This window comes from Neobacillus sp. NPDC093182, assembly GCF_044754045.1.
This window is the reverse complement of the sequence record NZ_JBIVOI010000016.1, coordinates 87,699-103,896: the sequence shown is the minus strand read 5'-3', so window position 1 is coordinate 103,896 and position 16,198 is coordinate 87,699. Positions and strand designations below refer to the sequence as shown.

The 16,198-nt window shown below is 39.0% G+C and carries 15 protein-coding genes; 7 read left to right on the top strand and 8 right to left on the bottom strand.

Features of this window, described 5'->3' with window-relative positions:
• Window positions 1-123 precede the first annotated feature (123 nt).
• Window positions 124-1,209: an SLAP domain-containing protein gene (locus ACIQAA_RS25180; RefSeq protein ID WP_402625235.1), complete on the top strand. Its 1,086-nt coding sequence runs from the start codon at window positions 124-126 to the stop codon at window positions 1,207-1,209.
• A gap of 655 nt (window positions 1,210-1,864) precedes the next feature.
• Here ACIQAA_RS25180 and ACIQAA_RS25175 read toward each other — a convergent pair.
• The gene (locus ACIQAA_RS25175; protein ID WP_402625232.1) at window positions 1,865-2,398 is read right to left on the bottom strand and encodes an alkaline phosphatase family protein; all 534 of its coding nucleotides are present in this window, start codon (window positions 2,396-2,398) and stop codon (window positions 1,865-1,867) included.
• 289 nt (window positions 2,399-2,687) lie between these two features.
• Entirely contained in the window at window positions 2,688-3,677 is a 990-nt protein-coding gene (locus tag ACIQAA_RS25170; RefSeq protein ID WP_402625229.1) for a bifunctional metallophosphatase/5'-nucleotidase, read from the bottom strand.
• Between the two features lie 365 nt (window positions 3,678-4,042).
• On the opposite strand from ACIQAA_RS25170, the gene ACIQAA_RS25165 reads away from it, so the two are divergent.
• The gene (locus tag ACIQAA_RS25165; RefSeq protein ID WP_402625226.1) at window positions 4,043-4,912 is read left to right on the top strand and encodes a sulfite exporter TauE/SafE family protein; all 870 of its coding nucleotides are present in this window, start codon (window positions 4,043-4,045) and stop codon (window positions 4,910-4,912) included.
• Between the two features lie 56 nt (window positions 4,913-4,968).
• Here ACIQAA_RS25165 and ACIQAA_RS25160 read toward each other — a convergent pair whose 3' ends face one another.
• The 4 genes from ACIQAA_RS25160 to ACIQAA_RS25145 form a co-directional block, all read right to left on the bottom strand.
• The gene (locus tag ACIQAA_RS25160) at window positions 4,969-5,727 is read right to left on the bottom strand and encodes a transposase (protein WP_402625223.1); all 759 of its coding nucleotides are present in this window, start codon (window positions 5,725-5,727) and stop codon (window positions 4,969-4,971) included.
• A gap of 534 nt (window positions 5,728-6,261) precedes the next feature.
• On the bottom strand, window positions 6,262-7,563 hold the full coding sequence (locus tag ACIQAA_RS25155) for a S8 family peptidase (RefSeq protein ID WP_402625401.1): 1,302 nt from the start codon (window positions 7,561-7,563) through the stop codon (window positions 6,262-6,264).
• A 113-nt stretch (window positions 7,564-7,676) separates the two neighbouring features.
• Window positions 7,677-9,032, bottom strand: a complete 1,356-nt coding sequence (locus ACIQAA_RS25150; protein WP_402625221.1) for an N-acetylmuramoyl-L-alanine amidase — start codon at window positions 9,030-9,032, stop codon at window positions 7,677-7,679.
• Between the two features lie 288 nt (window positions 9,033-9,320).
• The gene (locus ACIQAA_RS25145; protein ID WP_307311758.1) at window positions 9,321-9,437 is read right to left on the bottom strand and encodes a YjcZ family sporulation protein; all 117 of its coding nucleotides are present in this window, start codon (window positions 9,435-9,437) and stop codon (window positions 9,321-9,323) included.
• Window positions 9,438-9,657: 220 nt separating this feature from the next.
• Between ACIQAA_RS25145 and ACIQAA_RS25140 the strand changes: the two genes are divergently transcribed.
• From ACIQAA_RS25140 to ACIQAA_RS25130, 3 genes are all read left to right on the top strand, one after another.
• The gene (locus ACIQAA_RS25140) at window positions 9,658-10,200 is read left to right on the top strand and encodes a hypothetical protein (RefSeq protein ID WP_402625219.1); all 543 of its coding nucleotides are present in this window, start codon (window positions 9,658-9,660) and stop codon (window positions 10,198-10,200) included.
• 96 nt (window positions 10,201-10,296) lie between these two features.
• On the top strand, window positions 10,297-10,470 hold the full coding sequence (locus tag ACIQAA_RS25135; RefSeq protein WP_402625216.1) for a hypothetical protein: 174 nt from the start codon (window positions 10,297-10,299) through the stop codon (window positions 10,468-10,470).
• Between the two features lie 291 nt (window positions 10,471-10,761).
• Entirely contained in the window at window positions 10,762-11,238 is a 477-nt protein-coding gene (locus ACIQAA_RS25130; RefSeq protein ID WP_402625214.1) for a GNAT family N-acetyltransferase, read from the top strand.
• Between the two features lie 11 nt (window positions 11,239-11,249).
• Here ACIQAA_RS25130 and ACIQAA_RS25125 read toward each other — a convergent pair whose 3' ends face one another.
• Both ACIQAA_RS25125 and ACIQAA_RS25120 read right to left on the bottom strand, forming a co-directional pair.
• Complete coding sequence (locus ACIQAA_RS25125) at window positions 11,250-12,254, bottom strand: LysM peptidoglycan-binding domain-containing protein (RefSeq protein WP_402625211.1); 1,005 nt, start codon at window positions 12,252-12,254, stop codon at window positions 11,250-11,252.
• 198 nt (window positions 12,255-12,452) lie between these two features.
• Entirely contained in the window at window positions 12,453-13,277 is an 825-nt protein-coding gene (locus ACIQAA_RS25120) for an aldo/keto reductase (RefSeq protein ID WP_402625208.1), read from the bottom strand.
• Window positions 13,278-13,471: 194 nt separating this feature from the next.
• On the opposite strand from ACIQAA_RS25120, the gene ACIQAA_RS25115 reads away from it, so the two are divergent.
• Together ACIQAA_RS25115 and ACIQAA_RS25110 are read left to right on the top strand one after the other, a co-directional pair.
• Window positions 13,472-14,188 carry a 3-ketoacyl-ACP reductase gene (locus ACIQAA_RS25115; protein ID WP_402625205.1) on the top strand — a complete coding sequence of 239 codons (717 nt, stop codon included), beginning with the start codon at window positions 13,472-13,474 and terminating at the stop codon, window positions 14,186-14,188.
• A gap of 500 nt (window positions 14,189-14,688) precedes the next feature.
• On the top strand, window positions 14,689-16,155 hold the full coding sequence (locus ACIQAA_RS25110) for a S8 family serine peptidase (protein WP_402625202.1): 1,467 nt from the start codon (window positions 14,689-14,691) through the stop codon (window positions 16,153-16,155).
• The last annotated feature ends 43 nt before the right edge of the window (window positions 16,156-16,198 follow it).

The following is a 16,198-nucleotide window of genomic DNA, read 5'->3' as shown; positions in this document are numbered from 1 at the left end:
TAGTGCATCTAAATGAGGTTTTGTTCCTCCCATACTTTTATAAAATTATCTCATTTTTCTACATTTTTTCCCTATTATATAGTAGTATAGGATTTATATTTTTTTATATAAAGGGGATATGTCATGAAAAAATTATTTATAATTTTTACGTTACTACTAATAAGCACCATCCTCTTTGCTTGTGGCAGTAACAAAACTGCATCATTAGAAAAAGTAGAAGCGAAAAATAAACACGGGATTGAACAAGACATTGTAAAGAAAATAGAAACAAACCTTAAAAGTCAGTATAAAGCAATTGATGAAGGTGATTACAATAAGTATCAAGAGTTGGTCTATGGGGAGATCAATTCAGTGTATGAGAGTGTTATTAAGGATGTTATTATTCCTAAAAAACCTTCTACTTCTCTCGATAAGATTGATGTATTGTATCAAAAGGATGACGAAGTTCTAGCTTATTATGAAGCGAAAATGATTAGTGAGACATATACACCTGACTCTAACATGAACCAAAAAATTAAAGGTTATGCCGTTTTCAAGAAAGTAGATGGAGCTTGGAAAGCTGTTGCCAACTATGATGAAATAGCTACCGTTGTTTATCTTGACGGAGAAGGAAAAGAAAATGCTGACTATTCCCATTTAAATTTTGACAACTCATTAACGTGGAGGAATGCACTTAAGAGACTAAAGAGTGAAAATTTAACTCCAACGGCATGGATTGATAAAGTAAAAGGTGAAATAGAGGGTAACAAAATAGTAAAATCCTCTTTAACAGAACAACCCATTGAGTTTGATCAAGCCTTTCTCGATGATGTTCCCGAAGAGAACATCGATAATATAAAGAAGGTTTTAAATGCTTTAGGAGATGTACCAAAAGACTCTATTACCGTTTATAGTATAAACGTATATCCAGATCAAAAGGCAAATGGCATCTTTCAGACGGATGTATTTATCCGTAATGGATTTAATGTTCCTATTAAAGATATTTCTGGGACAGTAACAATTTCAATTAAGCAAACAAATGGAATGGGCGAGGAAATGGTTCTTGAAGTCGCTAGTGGTGAGTTTGATTTATCATCTATTGGAACCATTCAAGCAGGCTCAACAAAATTTATGACTTTAATATTTGATCCGGATTCGGTATTAGTTGATAACCTAGCAGAACTTAATATTGATGAACTTAAAGTAGATTCAATTTTGAATCATAATTAATCATTTAATAAAAGAACGGACCCGTATATTAAAACCAACCTAGAGGATAGTTGATCATAAGCTTCAATTATCCTTTTTTGTACTATAATGAAAAGGTTATAAAAAGTAATTCTGATTAAAAAAGGCTGAGAACCACCATCTCGACAAAGGACGATTGAATTCTTCATAAATAAACGATTAATTAAAAGTCCCACAATCCCTTTTGAAAAAACGAACTTTAGTCTGGTTTCTACAGAATTTTCTTATCGAGGAGATTCCCTAGTTTTTTCAAAAATTTTTCCGCTATTCGCAATTCCTTTGGGGTTTTTAAAAAATAAAAGCAGAGGTATTTTTATACCTCCCTAATCTTCCCAACTGCCGTATAGCCGGTCGTTTTCATTATAATAATTAAAAATACTAATCTAGGTTTCTATCATTAATAAGCTTAGATGTTTTTACCAGTTCTAACAATCCGGCGCTACTTGGATATAGTAATTCTCCAGTTAGAAACTCCGATAAATCTTCAAGTGGGACAATTTGTAAATCAGTAGCTTCAAGGTTAAATTTAAAATTCTTTTTCATGAAGTCTGAATTATCTACCATTAATAGAAATGACAATTCTTGGCGAAGAGACAATAAATCTGTAGTATTAGCTAAACATTGCAAATTTGCCGTTTTATTCGAGAATCTCTTTGTAAAAGCTTTCCCCTTCTTCTGTCTTAGGAAGTCCAAAGAATTCACTTAGTGTGGCGCCGACATCGGCCATTGAGTTTCTTCTGCGAATATGGGCAGCCTTGACTTTGTGGCCTGTAATCATTAACGGTACGTATTCCCTTGTGTGACTCGAGTGCCCGATGGTTGGATCGTTCCCATGGTCTGCCATGATGATAAGAATATCTTCTTCCTCCATCTTAGGCAGGAACTTCGCCAGCCACTGGTCTGTGGTATTTAATAGCTTTGCATACCACTCTGCATCCTCTGAGTGACCTGCCAAATCTGTTTCTTGCACATTGACGAGAAAAGCAGCCTCTCCACTTTCTTTCAAATACGTTTCCTCTAAAACTCTTAAAACTTCATCTGTATCTACAATCGGATAGGAAGGGCCTTCACCATGCAAGACATCTGCGGTTTTTCCAATTCTATAAACCTTTAACCCATTTCGGGCAGCGATCATAGGGAATTGCCCATCTATATTTACACCGTAGCCCATATGATAGACCTCATAGCCGTCAAAAAAACAAGACTCCGAACTGATCAAAGAAAAAGTAGCCACGTACCGTGAGGAAGTACGCAATCAAAAGAAAATAAATAAAAAATCCAAGGCAGTTTAAGTTTGGGTTGTTTGCTCACACTTAAACTTCCAGTTGAAACCTGCCACCTTTTCAAGCGCGAACTTTTCACAACCAAGATTTTTATCTGTATAAATAAATCCAACCCTTTTTCCACTCGGCAAAAGGGTTGGATTTTTTATCGCTGTTGCATACAGTCACCTTATTGGATTATTGTGCATTCATCTCTGCACGATAATCATCAATCATCGCTTGTATATCCGGATTTGCAGGAACATTGGTGACCTCGTAGAGGAATCCATCAGATTCTACCAATTTCATTTGACCGTCAACGACTTCAAAAGTCAAATCCAGGCGCCCCAAATAATTCTCTTGTTCTCCGCCAGCTTGAGTAATCGGAACCATTACCTCTCCGTTGAATTCGTATTCAGGCTTTTCGATAACTTTGTGTGTATCAGCACCGATAACCGCAGAAACTCCAGGAACTTTTGCCAAGTTGTGATCTTCAGGGTTTCCAGCATGAGAAAGGACAATGTTAATATCCGATTTTTCACTTACTACAGGAAGCAATGCTTGCAAGGCTTCAACCGGTTCAATAAAATCTAGGTCTGCAACGTCATTCCAACCACGAATTTCAGGCTTCATCGAAGTAAGGCCGATCAACCCGACTTGAACACCGTTGAAAGTAAAACCCTTCCAAGGCTTGACATTCTGTATGTACTTTCCTGTGTCCTTGTTAATGACATTACCAGTAAGGATTGGGAAGTTCACGTTACGGTGGTAATCCTTTAACTGTTCATAAAGGCTGTAAGGTGTGCCCTCTCCGGCAGGGTAAACGCGGAAGTCGTTGTTTCCAAGAACCATCGCATCATAGTCTATTGCTTTCAAAAGAGACGTCTCCAACTCTCCTTGACCCGCCTGAAACTCGCCGCGCAGGAAGACATCCCCGCCATCGACGAGTAGTACATTCTCCTCTACATTGCGAACATCTTCAATGATGGTGGCGTACTTCGCAATGGAATTGTGATGAAGTGTTCCATCATCCAGTGTGACGATGTCATCCACATGACCATGAAAGTCATTCGTCTGGAGAATGGTGAGTTCAAACTTCTCTCCCTCCTTGAGCTTTTCCTCCGCGTCTGCCGAAGCAGGTGTTGCGACAAAAGCAGCAGCCATCGCCATTGAAAAGCAGCCCGTCAATAAATTCTTTTTCATTTTATTCATACTCTCTCCTCCTATTCATTACTCTATTAAATTGTAAAACTAGAATGTTAAGTTATGATTAACTTCTGATTAAAATCACGATAATAATGGAGCATTTCCCTTTCCATTCCATTTATTGATTGTAGTAACTTTGCTCAAGTACTGGAAAAAACATAGCTGTTTTATCATTCAAGGTTCACAACTTTCCGCAAATCAAGGAAACGGGATCTCACGCTCTACGTTCAAACGGATGAGTTACAAGTATTTTCGAGGTAAGACAATATTCTGAAAATAATTATTTACAAACCTTATACCTTAACTTATAATTCATATAAGATTACTTGGTTTTGAGGAGGTTAAGGATGAAAAGATTAATTATTTTTTCAGTAATTGGTTTTTTAGCACAGTTAGTCGATGGTTCTTTAGGTATGGGATTTGGGGCAACATCCTCCTCATTACTATTAATGTTCGGAATAGCGCCTGCAGCGGCCTCCGCTTCGATTCATATGGCTGAAATTGCCACGACTGCAGCATCTGGTGCATCACATATATGGTTTAAAAATGTGGATAAAAGGATTTTATGGAAACTAACCATCCCTGGTGCAATTAGTGCATTTATAGGAGCGGCTTTTCTAAGCAGTTTGCCTGGAGATAAAATCAAACCGTTTATCTCAATCTTTTTAATAGTACTAGGAATCTACATTCTAATCCGTTTTCTATTTTTCAATCATTCTTCTAAGAATCAAGGGTCGCCTATTTCAAGTAAATTCTTAACACCACTTGGTATGGTTGGAGGTTTCTTTGATGCCGTTGGAGGCGGAGGATGGGGACCTATCACTGCCCCTGTGTTGATTGCAAAAAATGGGATTTCCCCTAAGAAAGTCATTGGCACAGTAGATACAAGTGAATTTGCCATTGCGGTATCAGCGACATTAGGATTCATCTTGTTTCTAGGGATTGACCAGTACCAATGGCAATGGGTCATCGCTTTTATGATTGGCGGAGTGATTGCCGCACCTATAGCAGCTTGGCTTGTAAGAATCGTTCCTTCTTATATGTTAGGGGTGTTAGTGGGCGGATTTATTATCCTTACCAACTCAATGACCATCATTAAAACCGTTGCATTACCAGTTTCTTTAGCGATGCTGGCATACGTCCTCATTATCGGATTATGGGCAGTTGCTATTTTCTATCAAATAAAAAATCGGAAACGTTTTATAGCTGTTCATTAATGTCAATAGGGACGGTTCTCATGGTTTTTTTAGACCACAAGAACCGTCCCCGAAAATCAAGCCTTAGAAATAAGTGTTCGTGAAACGCCTAGGATTCTTGCTGTTTGGCGTTGGGAAAGGCCTTTAATTCCTTTTGTTTTTTTGAGTATTTCATCTCTTTGGAGTCTAGGTAAACTCTTAACCTGGGCGATTTCAGTTTCTATCAGCAGCTTCTTGATCATTTCCCTAGCTTCCTCATCTGTTACTCTTCTGTTATCCATGTGGTTATCTAAACATTGGTCCTGATTGACCTTTTCATTAAATTCTATAAATCTCTCTCTGGCCAAAATGTTATCCCCCGAAAACATTCCAAAAATGAATTCAGGGTCCAGCAGTTTCGATCCCTCATCGTGAGTACCGTAATATTGCCGACAGCTGCTCCACCTCCATTCATCCACCCGTTTGACGATTCCTGCCTTAAGTGGATTTTGGTGGATGTATCTTACCACGGTCAATAAGTACTGTACATTTTCTACATTCTCACTCTTGAACCTGTCTTGAAAAAGATGCCCTGAAGTTCCGTACTTCCAGTTATAGTACGAGACATAACTTACACCAATTCGCTTCATGGTAGCCGATATATCTTCATTGCCCTCTCTTAATAGGAGGTGTACATGATTACTCATCAAACACCAACCGTACATCTCCACCTCGGTTTTCAGCTTATACGTATGTAATAAATCGAGAAACTTCAAGCAATCCTCATCATCGTGGAAGATTTCCTGACGATTGGCACCTCTTAGCATAATATGATAGATTCCGCTCCTACTTTTCACTCTGGCTCTTCGTGGCATCTTAAACACCACAGGAAAACATCGGTCTATTTATTTGCTCTATTCCCTTAAAAAAACAATAATTTTCCAAGATAAGATTCTCCCTTACATTAGTTTCCATAGGGACGGTTCTCATGGTCCAAGTGAGGTTAGAGCAAAAGAACCGACCCCGCATGGGGGTCAAGTCGTTAAAAATTTGAATAATGGATTAGATGAGGTAATACGATCGAAATGGAAAGTAAAAAAATGATAGTTTTCATGCTGGATAAACATACGAGGGTAACGTAATAAGAAGGTAAGAAAAAAGGAAACTATACGATCAAAATTATCATACACCAATTTTAAAAATACTTCAGTGATTTTTTGCCTATCCCCTGCTACTAAATAATAGGAATAAAACCATTAGAACCGTCCCCATGGTCCTGGAACCGTCCCCATGGTCCACCCATGGTCCATCAGAAATGGCTCAGTTATAAGAACTGAGCCAGCTTAGTATTCTTTAATTAGTCTATCTTAGAGGTGCCAAAACCACCTTGATTAATGTTGTCTTCCTTCCATATTCATTATATTTTCAGCGTCTAAATAACCATTGCCTTGGATGTAGGAGGGTTGTCCCATATCTTCACATGCTTGAATGAGCTGTAGTTTGATGTCGTCGGGGGATTGGTTTGGATTGATTTGCAGCATTTGTGCGACTACGCCTGCGCATATCGGAGTGGCCATGGAGGTTCCGGATAATGAAAAATAGTTTGTATCAACACGTGAGGATGAATTTGTTTTATCTAAAAAAGACCCCGGTGAACGCAGTGAAATAATATTTACACCAGGCGTGACAAGATCAGGTTTCATAAGCCCATCAATGGTCGGACCCCGGCTTGAAAAATCGGCTACCGTATCATCAGAACGATCGACTGTATTAAAATCATTGGCCGCTCCCACCGTAATAACTTTTGGGCTTATCCCAGGGCTGGCAATCGTTTCTTGTGAAGGTCCTGAATTACCCGCTGCTACACAAACGACCATTCCATTATCCCATGCTTTTTCAACAGCTTTTACGACAAGATCGTCTTCAGCAGGCTGTTGTGCATCACTGCCAAGCGATAATGAAAGAATGTTGATATTATATAGTGCTTGATTTTGGATGCACCAATCAACACCAGAAATGACCGTTGAAAGGGAACCAGAGCCCATTTTATCTAGAACCTTTACTCCTACTAAATGAGCCTCAGGTGCAGGTCCTTTATATTTTCCACCGGATAATGCTCCGTTGCCTGCTGCATCTCCTGCACAGTGGGTACCGTGACCATTATCATCATAGGGTGCAGATCGACTATTGATAAAATCTTTAAATCCTTTGATCCGTCCTTGTAAATCTTCGTGTGGATGGATGCCTGTATCAATGATGGCGATGGTAACACCCTTTCCTGTTAAGCCGTTTTGCTGTAATTGGTCGGAGTGAATAGAAGGGGTGGCTCTATCAAGGAGGGCTGTTACTTTTCGATCATAATAGACTTTCTTTATATGACTGCAATGATCGAGTAAATGTTCAATTTTTTCGATTGATAGTGTGGTAGAGCAACAGGAAATGGAAGGATGCTGATGCAGCGTTTTGGACTTTGTATTTTTAACATCATTTATCCCCTGCTCAAAACAGTCCGCCTCAAACTCAATGACTAATGGGATCTTCTTTACCTTCTTACTTAAATATTCAACGGGTCTGTGTAAGAAACATGGAATAGTACGAAATGGGGAATAGATGTGAAGTAATTCCTGGCGTAAGTTTCTATCAATTTTATGTCCATTTCGCCGAACCAGTTGAATAATTGAAAAACCTAACATGCGCATTCATTCCTCTCATATTATTTTGCAACAAGATATTCTATGCAATCTTTTAATAGAGGAAATGATGAAAATGTTTATAAAAAGAGAAAAGGGCAAGTAACTAGAAAAAATTAACCTTTTAATTCTAGTAGAACATTTTCTAGATTTTTCCTTGCTTCATCAATCATTCTTTCATAAAGACTTAAAATAGATTGACCGTAATTGGTACCCGGTACGGCCCATTTTCCATTTAAACCAACCCATGTTGCAGCAGATCCTCTTGCTACCAGGTCAAAACGAGGATCCACTAATGGATATTCATCTGGCAGCGGTTTAGTAGAAGCATAGGCAAATAAATGCTGCAAATGGGCAAGTACTCCTTCTCTTGGAGTAGCAAAGCTTGCACCAGGATTATCTGGCCCAGTGGCGCCTAATCCGCAAAAATTGTTCTGCTCAGGCTGCACGCCCCCGGTAAATCGAAGAAAGTCTGTTTCGTGCATGGCTTGTGCAAAGGCAATGTCACCTCTGATTCCGTAATATTCTCCGAAGGTTAAATAATACATCCCTAATTCAAGTGCAGCAGGATTAATAGTTTTTACAAATAGATTCATATGTTCGGGAGAGAGAAAGGTTTGCCCTTGGATGGAATACCCCGTTGGACCTTCTTCATTAGAAGTGCCGCTTGTGTTCTCAGCAAGAATAAAGGCATCCTGAATCCCCGCATTTTTAACTTCATTCAAACGGTTCTCTGCATTTTCACGGTTTGAAAAGGCCCCTGCCTGAACCCGATACCAAGTCTCACCTGAGATTAAAACGGTATCAACAAACGATTCAATCCCTTTGGTGCGAAGAAATGCGACACGTTCGACCGCATTTTCTTTTGACTTGAATGACCCGGCTATTACTTTGTAAATCGCTCCGGTACCGGGATCAGTTGTTTTACTTTTAAGATTAAATGCTTTCGCTACACCATTTGCATGACCTTGTGCCACTTGTTGCCGCCATGAAGACTGTTTCATCAGTGCGGCATCTTGTGCGTTGTCGATAAAACCATTTTCCGTTAATAGTGCTGGCATAGCAGATTCGCGTAGAACATGGAAATTTGCTTTTTTCTGGCCGCGGTCCTGCAGCTGATTCAATTTCATAACCTCTGCATGGATAATGGTCTGATATTGTGCAGTAACGGATGAGCTGGATTGGCTGGTGTGAATAAAGTCTTCATATCCCCCCGGAGAGCCATTAAACGCATTGCAGTGAATCGACAAATAATAATCGGCACCCCAAGAATTCGCCTCATTGGTCCGTTGGCTTAAGGTCTTACTTGTATCGCCTGTACGGCTCATCATGACTTGAACATCTTCATAATTATTCGTTAAGATCGAACGTATTCTAAGCGCAATATCTAACGTAATATCTTTTTCCCTTAGTCCGTTGCCTACAGCGCCAGTGTCTGAGCCTCCATGACCTGGATCTAAATAAAGTTTCATCAACTATCCTCCATTCTTTTTTCAAAATACTCTTCCATTTATATATTTATGGTAATAATCGAAATTTGAATGGGACAAACTGTAATTTTATCGTCAACGGGCGTTGCGTCAATGGGGACGGTTCTCATGGTTTTTTTGGTTAGTGCTGACCACAAGAACCGTCCCCATGGCGCACCCATGGCGCAACATGGCGCAAGACCAAATAATTTGAGGGAGACGATTCCATTCGTCTCCCCCTTTTTTCGTATCCTGAATGAGCTTATTTAAGAACACCGTAATAGGTGCCTTTTAATCGCAGAAAACAAATGCACCAATAATGATTAATAAAATAAACAACACGATTATAATGATAAAACTATCGCAACCACGTGTTTGAACACATGGAGCCGCATAGCCATAATGCATTTGAGGCTGGGGAAGTACATTAGCACCCATAGTATGTGACGGAATCATATTATCCATTGTAACACTTCCTTTCATTTGCATAGAGAGCTAGTATGCCAATACACTATATCATACACACGGAAACGCAAATTCGAGCCCGTCTAGATAAAAAAAGTTAGGGAAAAATGATTAATGTTCAAAGACACATTTTTAGTTTTAACCAATTGGTGGAGGGTGTAACATGAAAAAAATACTTTATATGATGTTGTTTTCTTTAATACTTCTAGCAGCATGTAATGCAGAAGAACCAAATAATAACCAGTCAACAAATGAACCAATAAAGGAGACTGAAGAAAAACCTAATGAATCAGAAGGATTACTGACAGAACAACAAACAGAGGATAATAAAGAAAAGTTAATTGAACTATCTCAGGAAAGTCAACCACGAGAAACACCACAACCGCTTACAGAAGTGCTGGTGAAAGAAATTATTGACTATTATGGAATTGGAGAAGGTGACAAGTTAACTAATGTGTCTTTTGTAAATCGTGAAATTAAAGCCACAATTGATTTAGCTCCAAATGAAAAGTTTCCTGCTAAAGATATGGCAGTTAATAGATATAGTCAATTATCAGATGAATTATTAAAACATGAAGGTTGGGAAATCCTATCGATTACATATCCTAATATTGGGACAATCAGTATGAATCGTAATGAAAAGGAAACTAATGAATTTGGTGATTATTTCCCAACGATGGTAATCGAAGAAAGATTAAAGCGATAAGCTCCCCAATCCGTCTCACATAAATATTCATAGTAAGGACATAATCAATATAAATACTTCATTTGTGATAGGATTGAAAGAGGTTGCTTAGAAGCTATGAATGATATCAATCAATTTTTAAGTCGTTTAGGGCATAATTATGTGCTTATCGCGGTTGCTGCCATATTATTTTTCCTGGCTAAAGCAATTACGGGCTATATTACATATCGACACTATGACAAAAGATTTAAAAAGATAGAGGAGAAACTTGATGAATTGCTACGTAAATAATGAAAAAGCATCCTACTCTGTTTTATCACTAGCGATTCTCGCAAATAATAAATAAATCATAATTAAAAAGACACTTATAATAATCAGAGCTGTCCATATATATGGCAGCTTTTCTTTTTGTACTTAAAGTTCCGGTCAGCTACGTCCCTTTCCTAGAACACGGATGCTCATATCTAGCAGCTTGGAAGTACATTATTTTAAAATTAGTTATGAGCAATCCCCAAAAAGGTGATTTTCGCCAAACGGAGAATTTATTAATGGAGATTAAAATTTTGATTAGAGGGAAATAAAATGATTACATTAAAAGAAGTAACTAAACAAAACTGGTTTGACATTGTAAGACTAAGTAGTGCAGAAGATCAACGAAACAGAGTATTCGAAAAAACAATTGCCTCAAACTGTTTGTCCTTAGCACAAGCAAGTATGGAGGAGAATTGGACAGTTAATGCCGTTTATCAAAATGAAACACCAATTGGATTTACCATGTATGGGTATTCGGACGAGCTCGCTGGCTATGAGATTTGCAGAATTATGATTGATTACAAGTTTCAAGGTAATGGGTATGGGAGAAAAGCATTACTCCTAGTATTAAAAGAAATGGTGAATCAATTTAATTGTGACGAAATATTTATAACCTTTGTACCCGAAAATGGAAAAGCTAAAAAACTCTATGTATCAGTAGGATTTAAAGATACCGGCAGAGTAATTAAGGCTGTAGAAGATGAATTAATCTTTTCCATTAATAAAAAAAATGCTCAGATCGACTGAGCATTTTTTTACTATTGCATAGTAGCTAAAATTTCATGCATTTTTTTATCGACTAGAGGATAAAAATTATTTTTTGCAGCGTCCGTGGAATTTCCACCAAAAAATCCAGTACCAGGACAAGTTTTGATCGCATGTCCGTGTCCCGCATCTAGCACTCTTTCCCCTGTGTTGATATCCCACCAGTGATGATACGTGATCGTTTCAACCGTTGGCTGCAAGCCATATTTCAACATGAGCAAGGCGGTAACGGTAATAATGGTCTCCCTTTGCTCGGCTGTCATGTGTTCAGCATCAAAGTTTCCGACGTTTTCAATCGCTAGTGCATCTTTTTCGATTTCGTGCATGACAGTTTCATTTAGCAGCCCAAATGAACCTTCAGGAGGTGTGTTAAACGGTCTTCCGAGTGCCACTGTTCCGTCTGGGAATGTGGTCAATTGCTGACTGATATCGCTCCATTTCATGCCTGATACATGATATTCCTTCATCCCCTGCATTAACATAAAATGATTAACTCCGTTGAATGACTGATAAGATGGCTGGTACGTGTGATGCTGTTGGATCTTCCCCACTCTTCTCGTGAATTTTTGGTTGAAAATCCAGTCTTTGAATTCCTCTCTAGTCATCAGGAAAAATTGTCCTTGGTTTCTAAGCTTTTTCGGAGGAATCTTTAACTTTTGTCCAACAATAATTATATCCCATGTAAGACCATTTGCTGATTTAATTAATGAAACTGTAGAGGTGAAGTTCTGAGAAATCTTCCAGAGTGTATCCCCGGGAACAACTTCGTAATTAATGGGAACCCTTAATTTTTGCCCAATAATTAGTATATCTGTTTGTAAGCCGTTGATTTGTTTCAAATCCTGCACTGTCGTCTCATAGGTCTGAGCAATCTTCCATAAATAATCTCCTGGTTTTACTTCATAAATGTTTCTCGGGTTATTTTGAGCGTAGACAGGAGATAAATTTATGAACATGAATGTGATAGTGAAAATGAGGAGCATAAGATTTTTTTTCATACTCTCTGTCCTTTCTGGATGCGCATTTGATCAACTTTTTCTTATCCTTTAAATTAGTTTGTAGCAACCAGTGGGAAATATTCTTACTCTATGGTTCCGGATGATGATGAAAAAGTAATGAAAGTCTGAGAGGAAAAACAAAAGAAGACCATCACTTGATGGCCTTCTCGGTTTTTTGCATTGATTTGAAGGAGGATTTTATCGAACATGCAAGTCGTTTGGATGTGCGCCTTTGCGTCGATTACGATTAATTTTATTAATTTCGTTCATTTCATTTTTGCTCAGTTCGAAATCAAATACGTTAAAATTTTCTTCGATTCTAGATGGTGTCACAGATTTTGGAATGACGATGGTGTTGTTTTGTAAATGCCAGCGCAATACAACTTGAGCTGGTGATTTGCTGTGTGACGCAGCAATTTTTTGAATGACTTCGTCTTGCAGCACCTCTCCTCCCTGGTCCAGAGGACTCCAAGCTTCTACAAAGATATTATGTTTGGCACAAAACTCTTTTAGCTCATTTTGAGCAAGGTATGGGTGACACTCAACCTGATTCAGTACCGGCACGACTTCACATTCTTTTAAAATGCGCTCTAAGTGTTCAATTTCAAAGTTACAAACCCCAATTGCCTTCACTCGGCCATCATGGTATAGCTTTTCTAAAGCTTTATAAGTGTCAACATACTGATCAAAGTTAGGAGTTGGCCAGTGAATTAAATATAAATCAATATAATCAAGTCCTAATCTTGCCAAGCTTTCATCAAACGCACGTAAGGTTTTTTCATAGCCTTGGTCAGCATTCCAAACTTTGGTTGTAATAAATAATTCTTCACGAGGAACGGAAGATTCAGCGATTGCCCTTCCCACGCCCTTTTCGTTTTTATAGATCATCGCCGTATCAATTGATGTGTAACCAACTTTTAGTGCGATTTCAACCGCCTCTGTCGCTTGGTCGTCAGGAACCTGCCAAACACCAAATCCCAGCTGCGGCATTTTTAAACCGTTATTTAAAGTAACAAAATTCATACTAAATGCTCCTTCACTATCGATATGTAATTACCTTCATAGATTATCATACCTGTTCATTTTTGCGCTATTTCTTGCCTTTCTATTCGTTCTACATATTTTGCTTAATGGTGAAATGAATATGAAAAATATGGAGAGAATACATGTATGTGTTAGACTGAATGACTATCTTATTAAACGTAGGGAGTGTATAGATGATCTCTTTAAAAGGAAAAACCGCAATTATAACAGGAGCGGGAAGAGGAATTGGCCGTGCTACAGCCATTGCATTAGCCAAAGAAGGCGTAAATCTTGGATTAATCGGTTTAAACATGTCTAATCTGGAGAAAGTAGCATCTGAGCTAGCTTCTTATGATGTCAACGTTTCTGCCGCTGCAGCCAATGTAGCGGATCTAACCTCCGTTCAACACGCCGTAGAGCATATACTATCGGATTTAGAATCCATTGATATTTTAATTAACAACGCAGGGGTAGCGAAATTTGGCGGCTTTTTAGATTTAACCCCTGAAGAATGGGAGAACATCATTCGCGTAAACGTAATGGGTGTCTACAATGTTACGAGAGCAGTCTTACCCGGAATGCTCGAACGGAAATCCGGTGATATCGTCAATATATCCTCTTCAGCAGGGCAAAAAGGAGCTCCAGTTACAAGTGCATACAGCGCATCCAAATTCGCTGTCCTCGGGCTGACAGAATCACTTATGCTAGAAGTAAGAAAACATAATATCCGTGTAACAGCATTAACACCGAGCACGGTGGCTACAGATTTAGCCTATGATACAAATCTAATTTCAGGAAATCCTGAAAATGTAATGCAGCCGGAAGATCTAGCAGACCTGATTGTTTCAGGTTTAAAGCTTCATCCAAGAGTTGTCCTAAAAACGGCTGGACTTTGGTCGACGAACCCATAACATGCGGATCCGCATTTGAAACGGATGGTACAAGAGGAAGTGTTCTTCCATAGCCGATTACTTTTAGTTTGTCATCGAAGAGATATAAAGAATGGATGGAATAACAGAAGGAAAATACCGCAATTTAAGTGAAGATGTAATTCTTCACTTTTTTTGACGTCTTACATCGGGCAGTTGAGTGGTGGTTCAAGATTGAAATGCCTTATCCCCCCTCGTGACAAGGAAGAACAAGTGGGAATATTGCTAGATTCCATTGAAAGACTACCTCAATTTGAAGAAGTACTACCCAGGAAGGAACTTTAACTAGAATAGTATCTTACCAATCTATCAACCTTCGAGAAAAATCGGGAAGTGATTGGGCACGAGTACTTACCCTCAATATTTTTTGTCGTAATATTCCCACTCTTACAATTTATACTTCGACAAATATATTTAAGAGCTTGTAATAAAATTTAATTCTACGTGTATCACGTAAAATTAAATATAAAGGGAGGATTTAAATGAAGAAGAAACTAGCTGTACTATCTATTTGTTCTGCTCTATCATTTTCACTACTTGTCGGGGTCCAACCGAACAAAACAAAGGCTTCAGCGGAACTGGAACATTATGTTGTAGCCTATAAGGGGAAACTGCCATCCAATTTTTCTGAGAGAATTGAAAAATCAGGCGGAAAAGTAGAACGAATCATTGAAGAAATTGGCATCGTAGAAGTTGCTTCAAATGATCCTGCTTTCCTTACAAATGTAAAAAAAGATACAAACGTACAATCAGCGGGCATAGAACTTGAAGCATACTTAGAAACAGACCCAGATACGAAAGTTAATTTTACCCCAGGAACTGCTGATGGAGCGAAAGTTACTTTAGATCCAAACGCAAGCAGCTATTGGAATAAACAATGGGACATGCAGCGTCTTACTAACAACGGGCAATCTTATACCTTAAATAACGGAAATGAAGATACGGTGGTTGCGGTAATTGATACTGGTATTGACTTTAGCCATCCGGACTTGAAGGATAATGCTGATTTGGCAGGCTCTAAAACCTTTGTACCGGGAACAACAGATGCTTGGGACAAAAATGGCCACGGCACACATGTCGCTGGTTCAATCGCTGCGAATGGAAAGGTAAAGGGTGTTGGTCCGGATTTAACTGTCAGAGCTTACCGTGTGTTTGGAGCAACTGGCGGAGCACAGCAATCATGGATTACCGATGCCATTATAGCAGCAGCAAACGATGGCGTTGAAGTAATTAATATGTCCATTGGCGGCTGGCGCTGGATGGCTCATAACTTAGAAGAGAAAGGTGATTCCGCTTCTATGGTTGCCTATCACCGTGCCGTTCAATACGCGATTCAAAAAGGAGTTACCGTGGTCGTATCTTCTGGTAACGACTCAAAAGACCTAAACAATTTACATGATATGCAAGCCTATTGGAAGGCTACTTACGGCTTAGACATTAAGGGGCCATCCCGTGTGGTTCCAGCACAAATTCCTGGGGTTATTACGGTTTCTTCCTCGAATGAATGGTCAGAAGACAATATTGCATTCTACTCGAATTACGGTAATGCCATCGATGTTGCTGGTCCTGGAGGCGATAATGGCCCATTGTACGACAGTCTTTACCGCCAAAATCCGACTGGAAACTATTTAAATAAACGTGATTTTACGTATCGTACATTATCTACTTATCCTAGTTATCCAGTAGGCGGAGGGAATAATGCTACAACGCAATTTAGCGACGGAGAATGGCATGGGTACTCTTATTTGCATGGTACTTCCATGGCAGCACCGAAAGTAGCTGGAGTTGCCGGGGTCATTAAAGCCGCTCACCCTGAGTATAGCCCTGCACAAGTAGCAGCCGCCATCAGACAAAGTGCCATTGATTATGGAAAAGTTGGAGTCGATCCACTATATGGGGCAGGCGAAGCTAATATTTATAACTTCTTGTCTAAGGATACTTCTAAGTAGTAATTGGAAGAACCACTGAGTGTAATCTGAGTGGTTCTTTGAG

Coding starts and splice junctions, on each gene's coding strand:
- ACIQAA_RS25135 (WP_402625216.1), top strand. CDS start 10,297: ATGAATGATATCAATCAATTTTTAAGTCGTTTAGGGCATAATTATGTG.
- ACIQAA_RS25125 (WP_402625211.1), bottom strand. CDS start 12,254: ATGAAAAAAAATCTTATGCTCCTCATTTTCACTATCACATTCATGTTC.
- ACIQAA_RS25140 (WP_402625219.1), top strand. CDS start 9,658: ATGAAAAAAATACTTTATATGATGTTGTTTTCTTTAATACTTCTAGCA.
- ACIQAA_RS25155 (WP_402625401.1), bottom strand. CDS start 7,563: ATGTTAGGTTTTTCAATTATTCAACTGGTTCGGCGAAATGGACATAAA.
- ACIQAA_RS25145 (WP_307311758.1), bottom strand. CDS start 9,437: ATGCATTATGGCTATGCGGCTCCATGTGTTCAAACACGTGGTTGCGAT.
- ACIQAA_RS25120 (WP_402625208.1), bottom strand. CDS start 13,277: ATGAATTTTGTTACTTTAAATAACGGTTTAAAAATGCCGCAGCTGGGA.
- ACIQAA_RS25115 (WP_402625205.1), top strand. CDS start 13,472: ATGATCTCTTTAAAAGGAAAAACCGCAATTATAACAGGAGCGGGAAGA.
- ACIQAA_RS25150 (WP_402625221.1), bottom strand. CDS start 9,032: ATGAAACTTTATTTAGATCCAGGTCATGGAGGCTCAGACACTGGCGCT.
- ACIQAA_RS25110 (WP_402625202.1), top strand. CDS start 14,689: ATGAAGAAGAAACTAGCTGTACTATCTATTTGTTCTGCTCTATCATTT.
- ACIQAA_RS25180 (WP_402625235.1), top strand. CDS start 124: ATGAAAAAATTATTTATAATTTTTACGTTACTACTAATAAGCACCATC.
- ACIQAA_RS25130 (WP_402625214.1), top strand. CDS start 10,762: ATGATTACATTAAAAGAAGTAACTAAACAAAACTGGTTTGACATTGTA.
- ACIQAA_RS25165 (WP_402625226.1), top strand. CDS start 4,043: ATGAAAAGATTAATTATTTTTTCAGTAATTGGTTTTTTAGCACAGTTA.
- ACIQAA_RS25175 (WP_402625232.1), bottom strand. CDS start 2,398: ATGGGCTACGGTGTAAATATAGATGGGCAATTCCCTATGATCGCTGCC.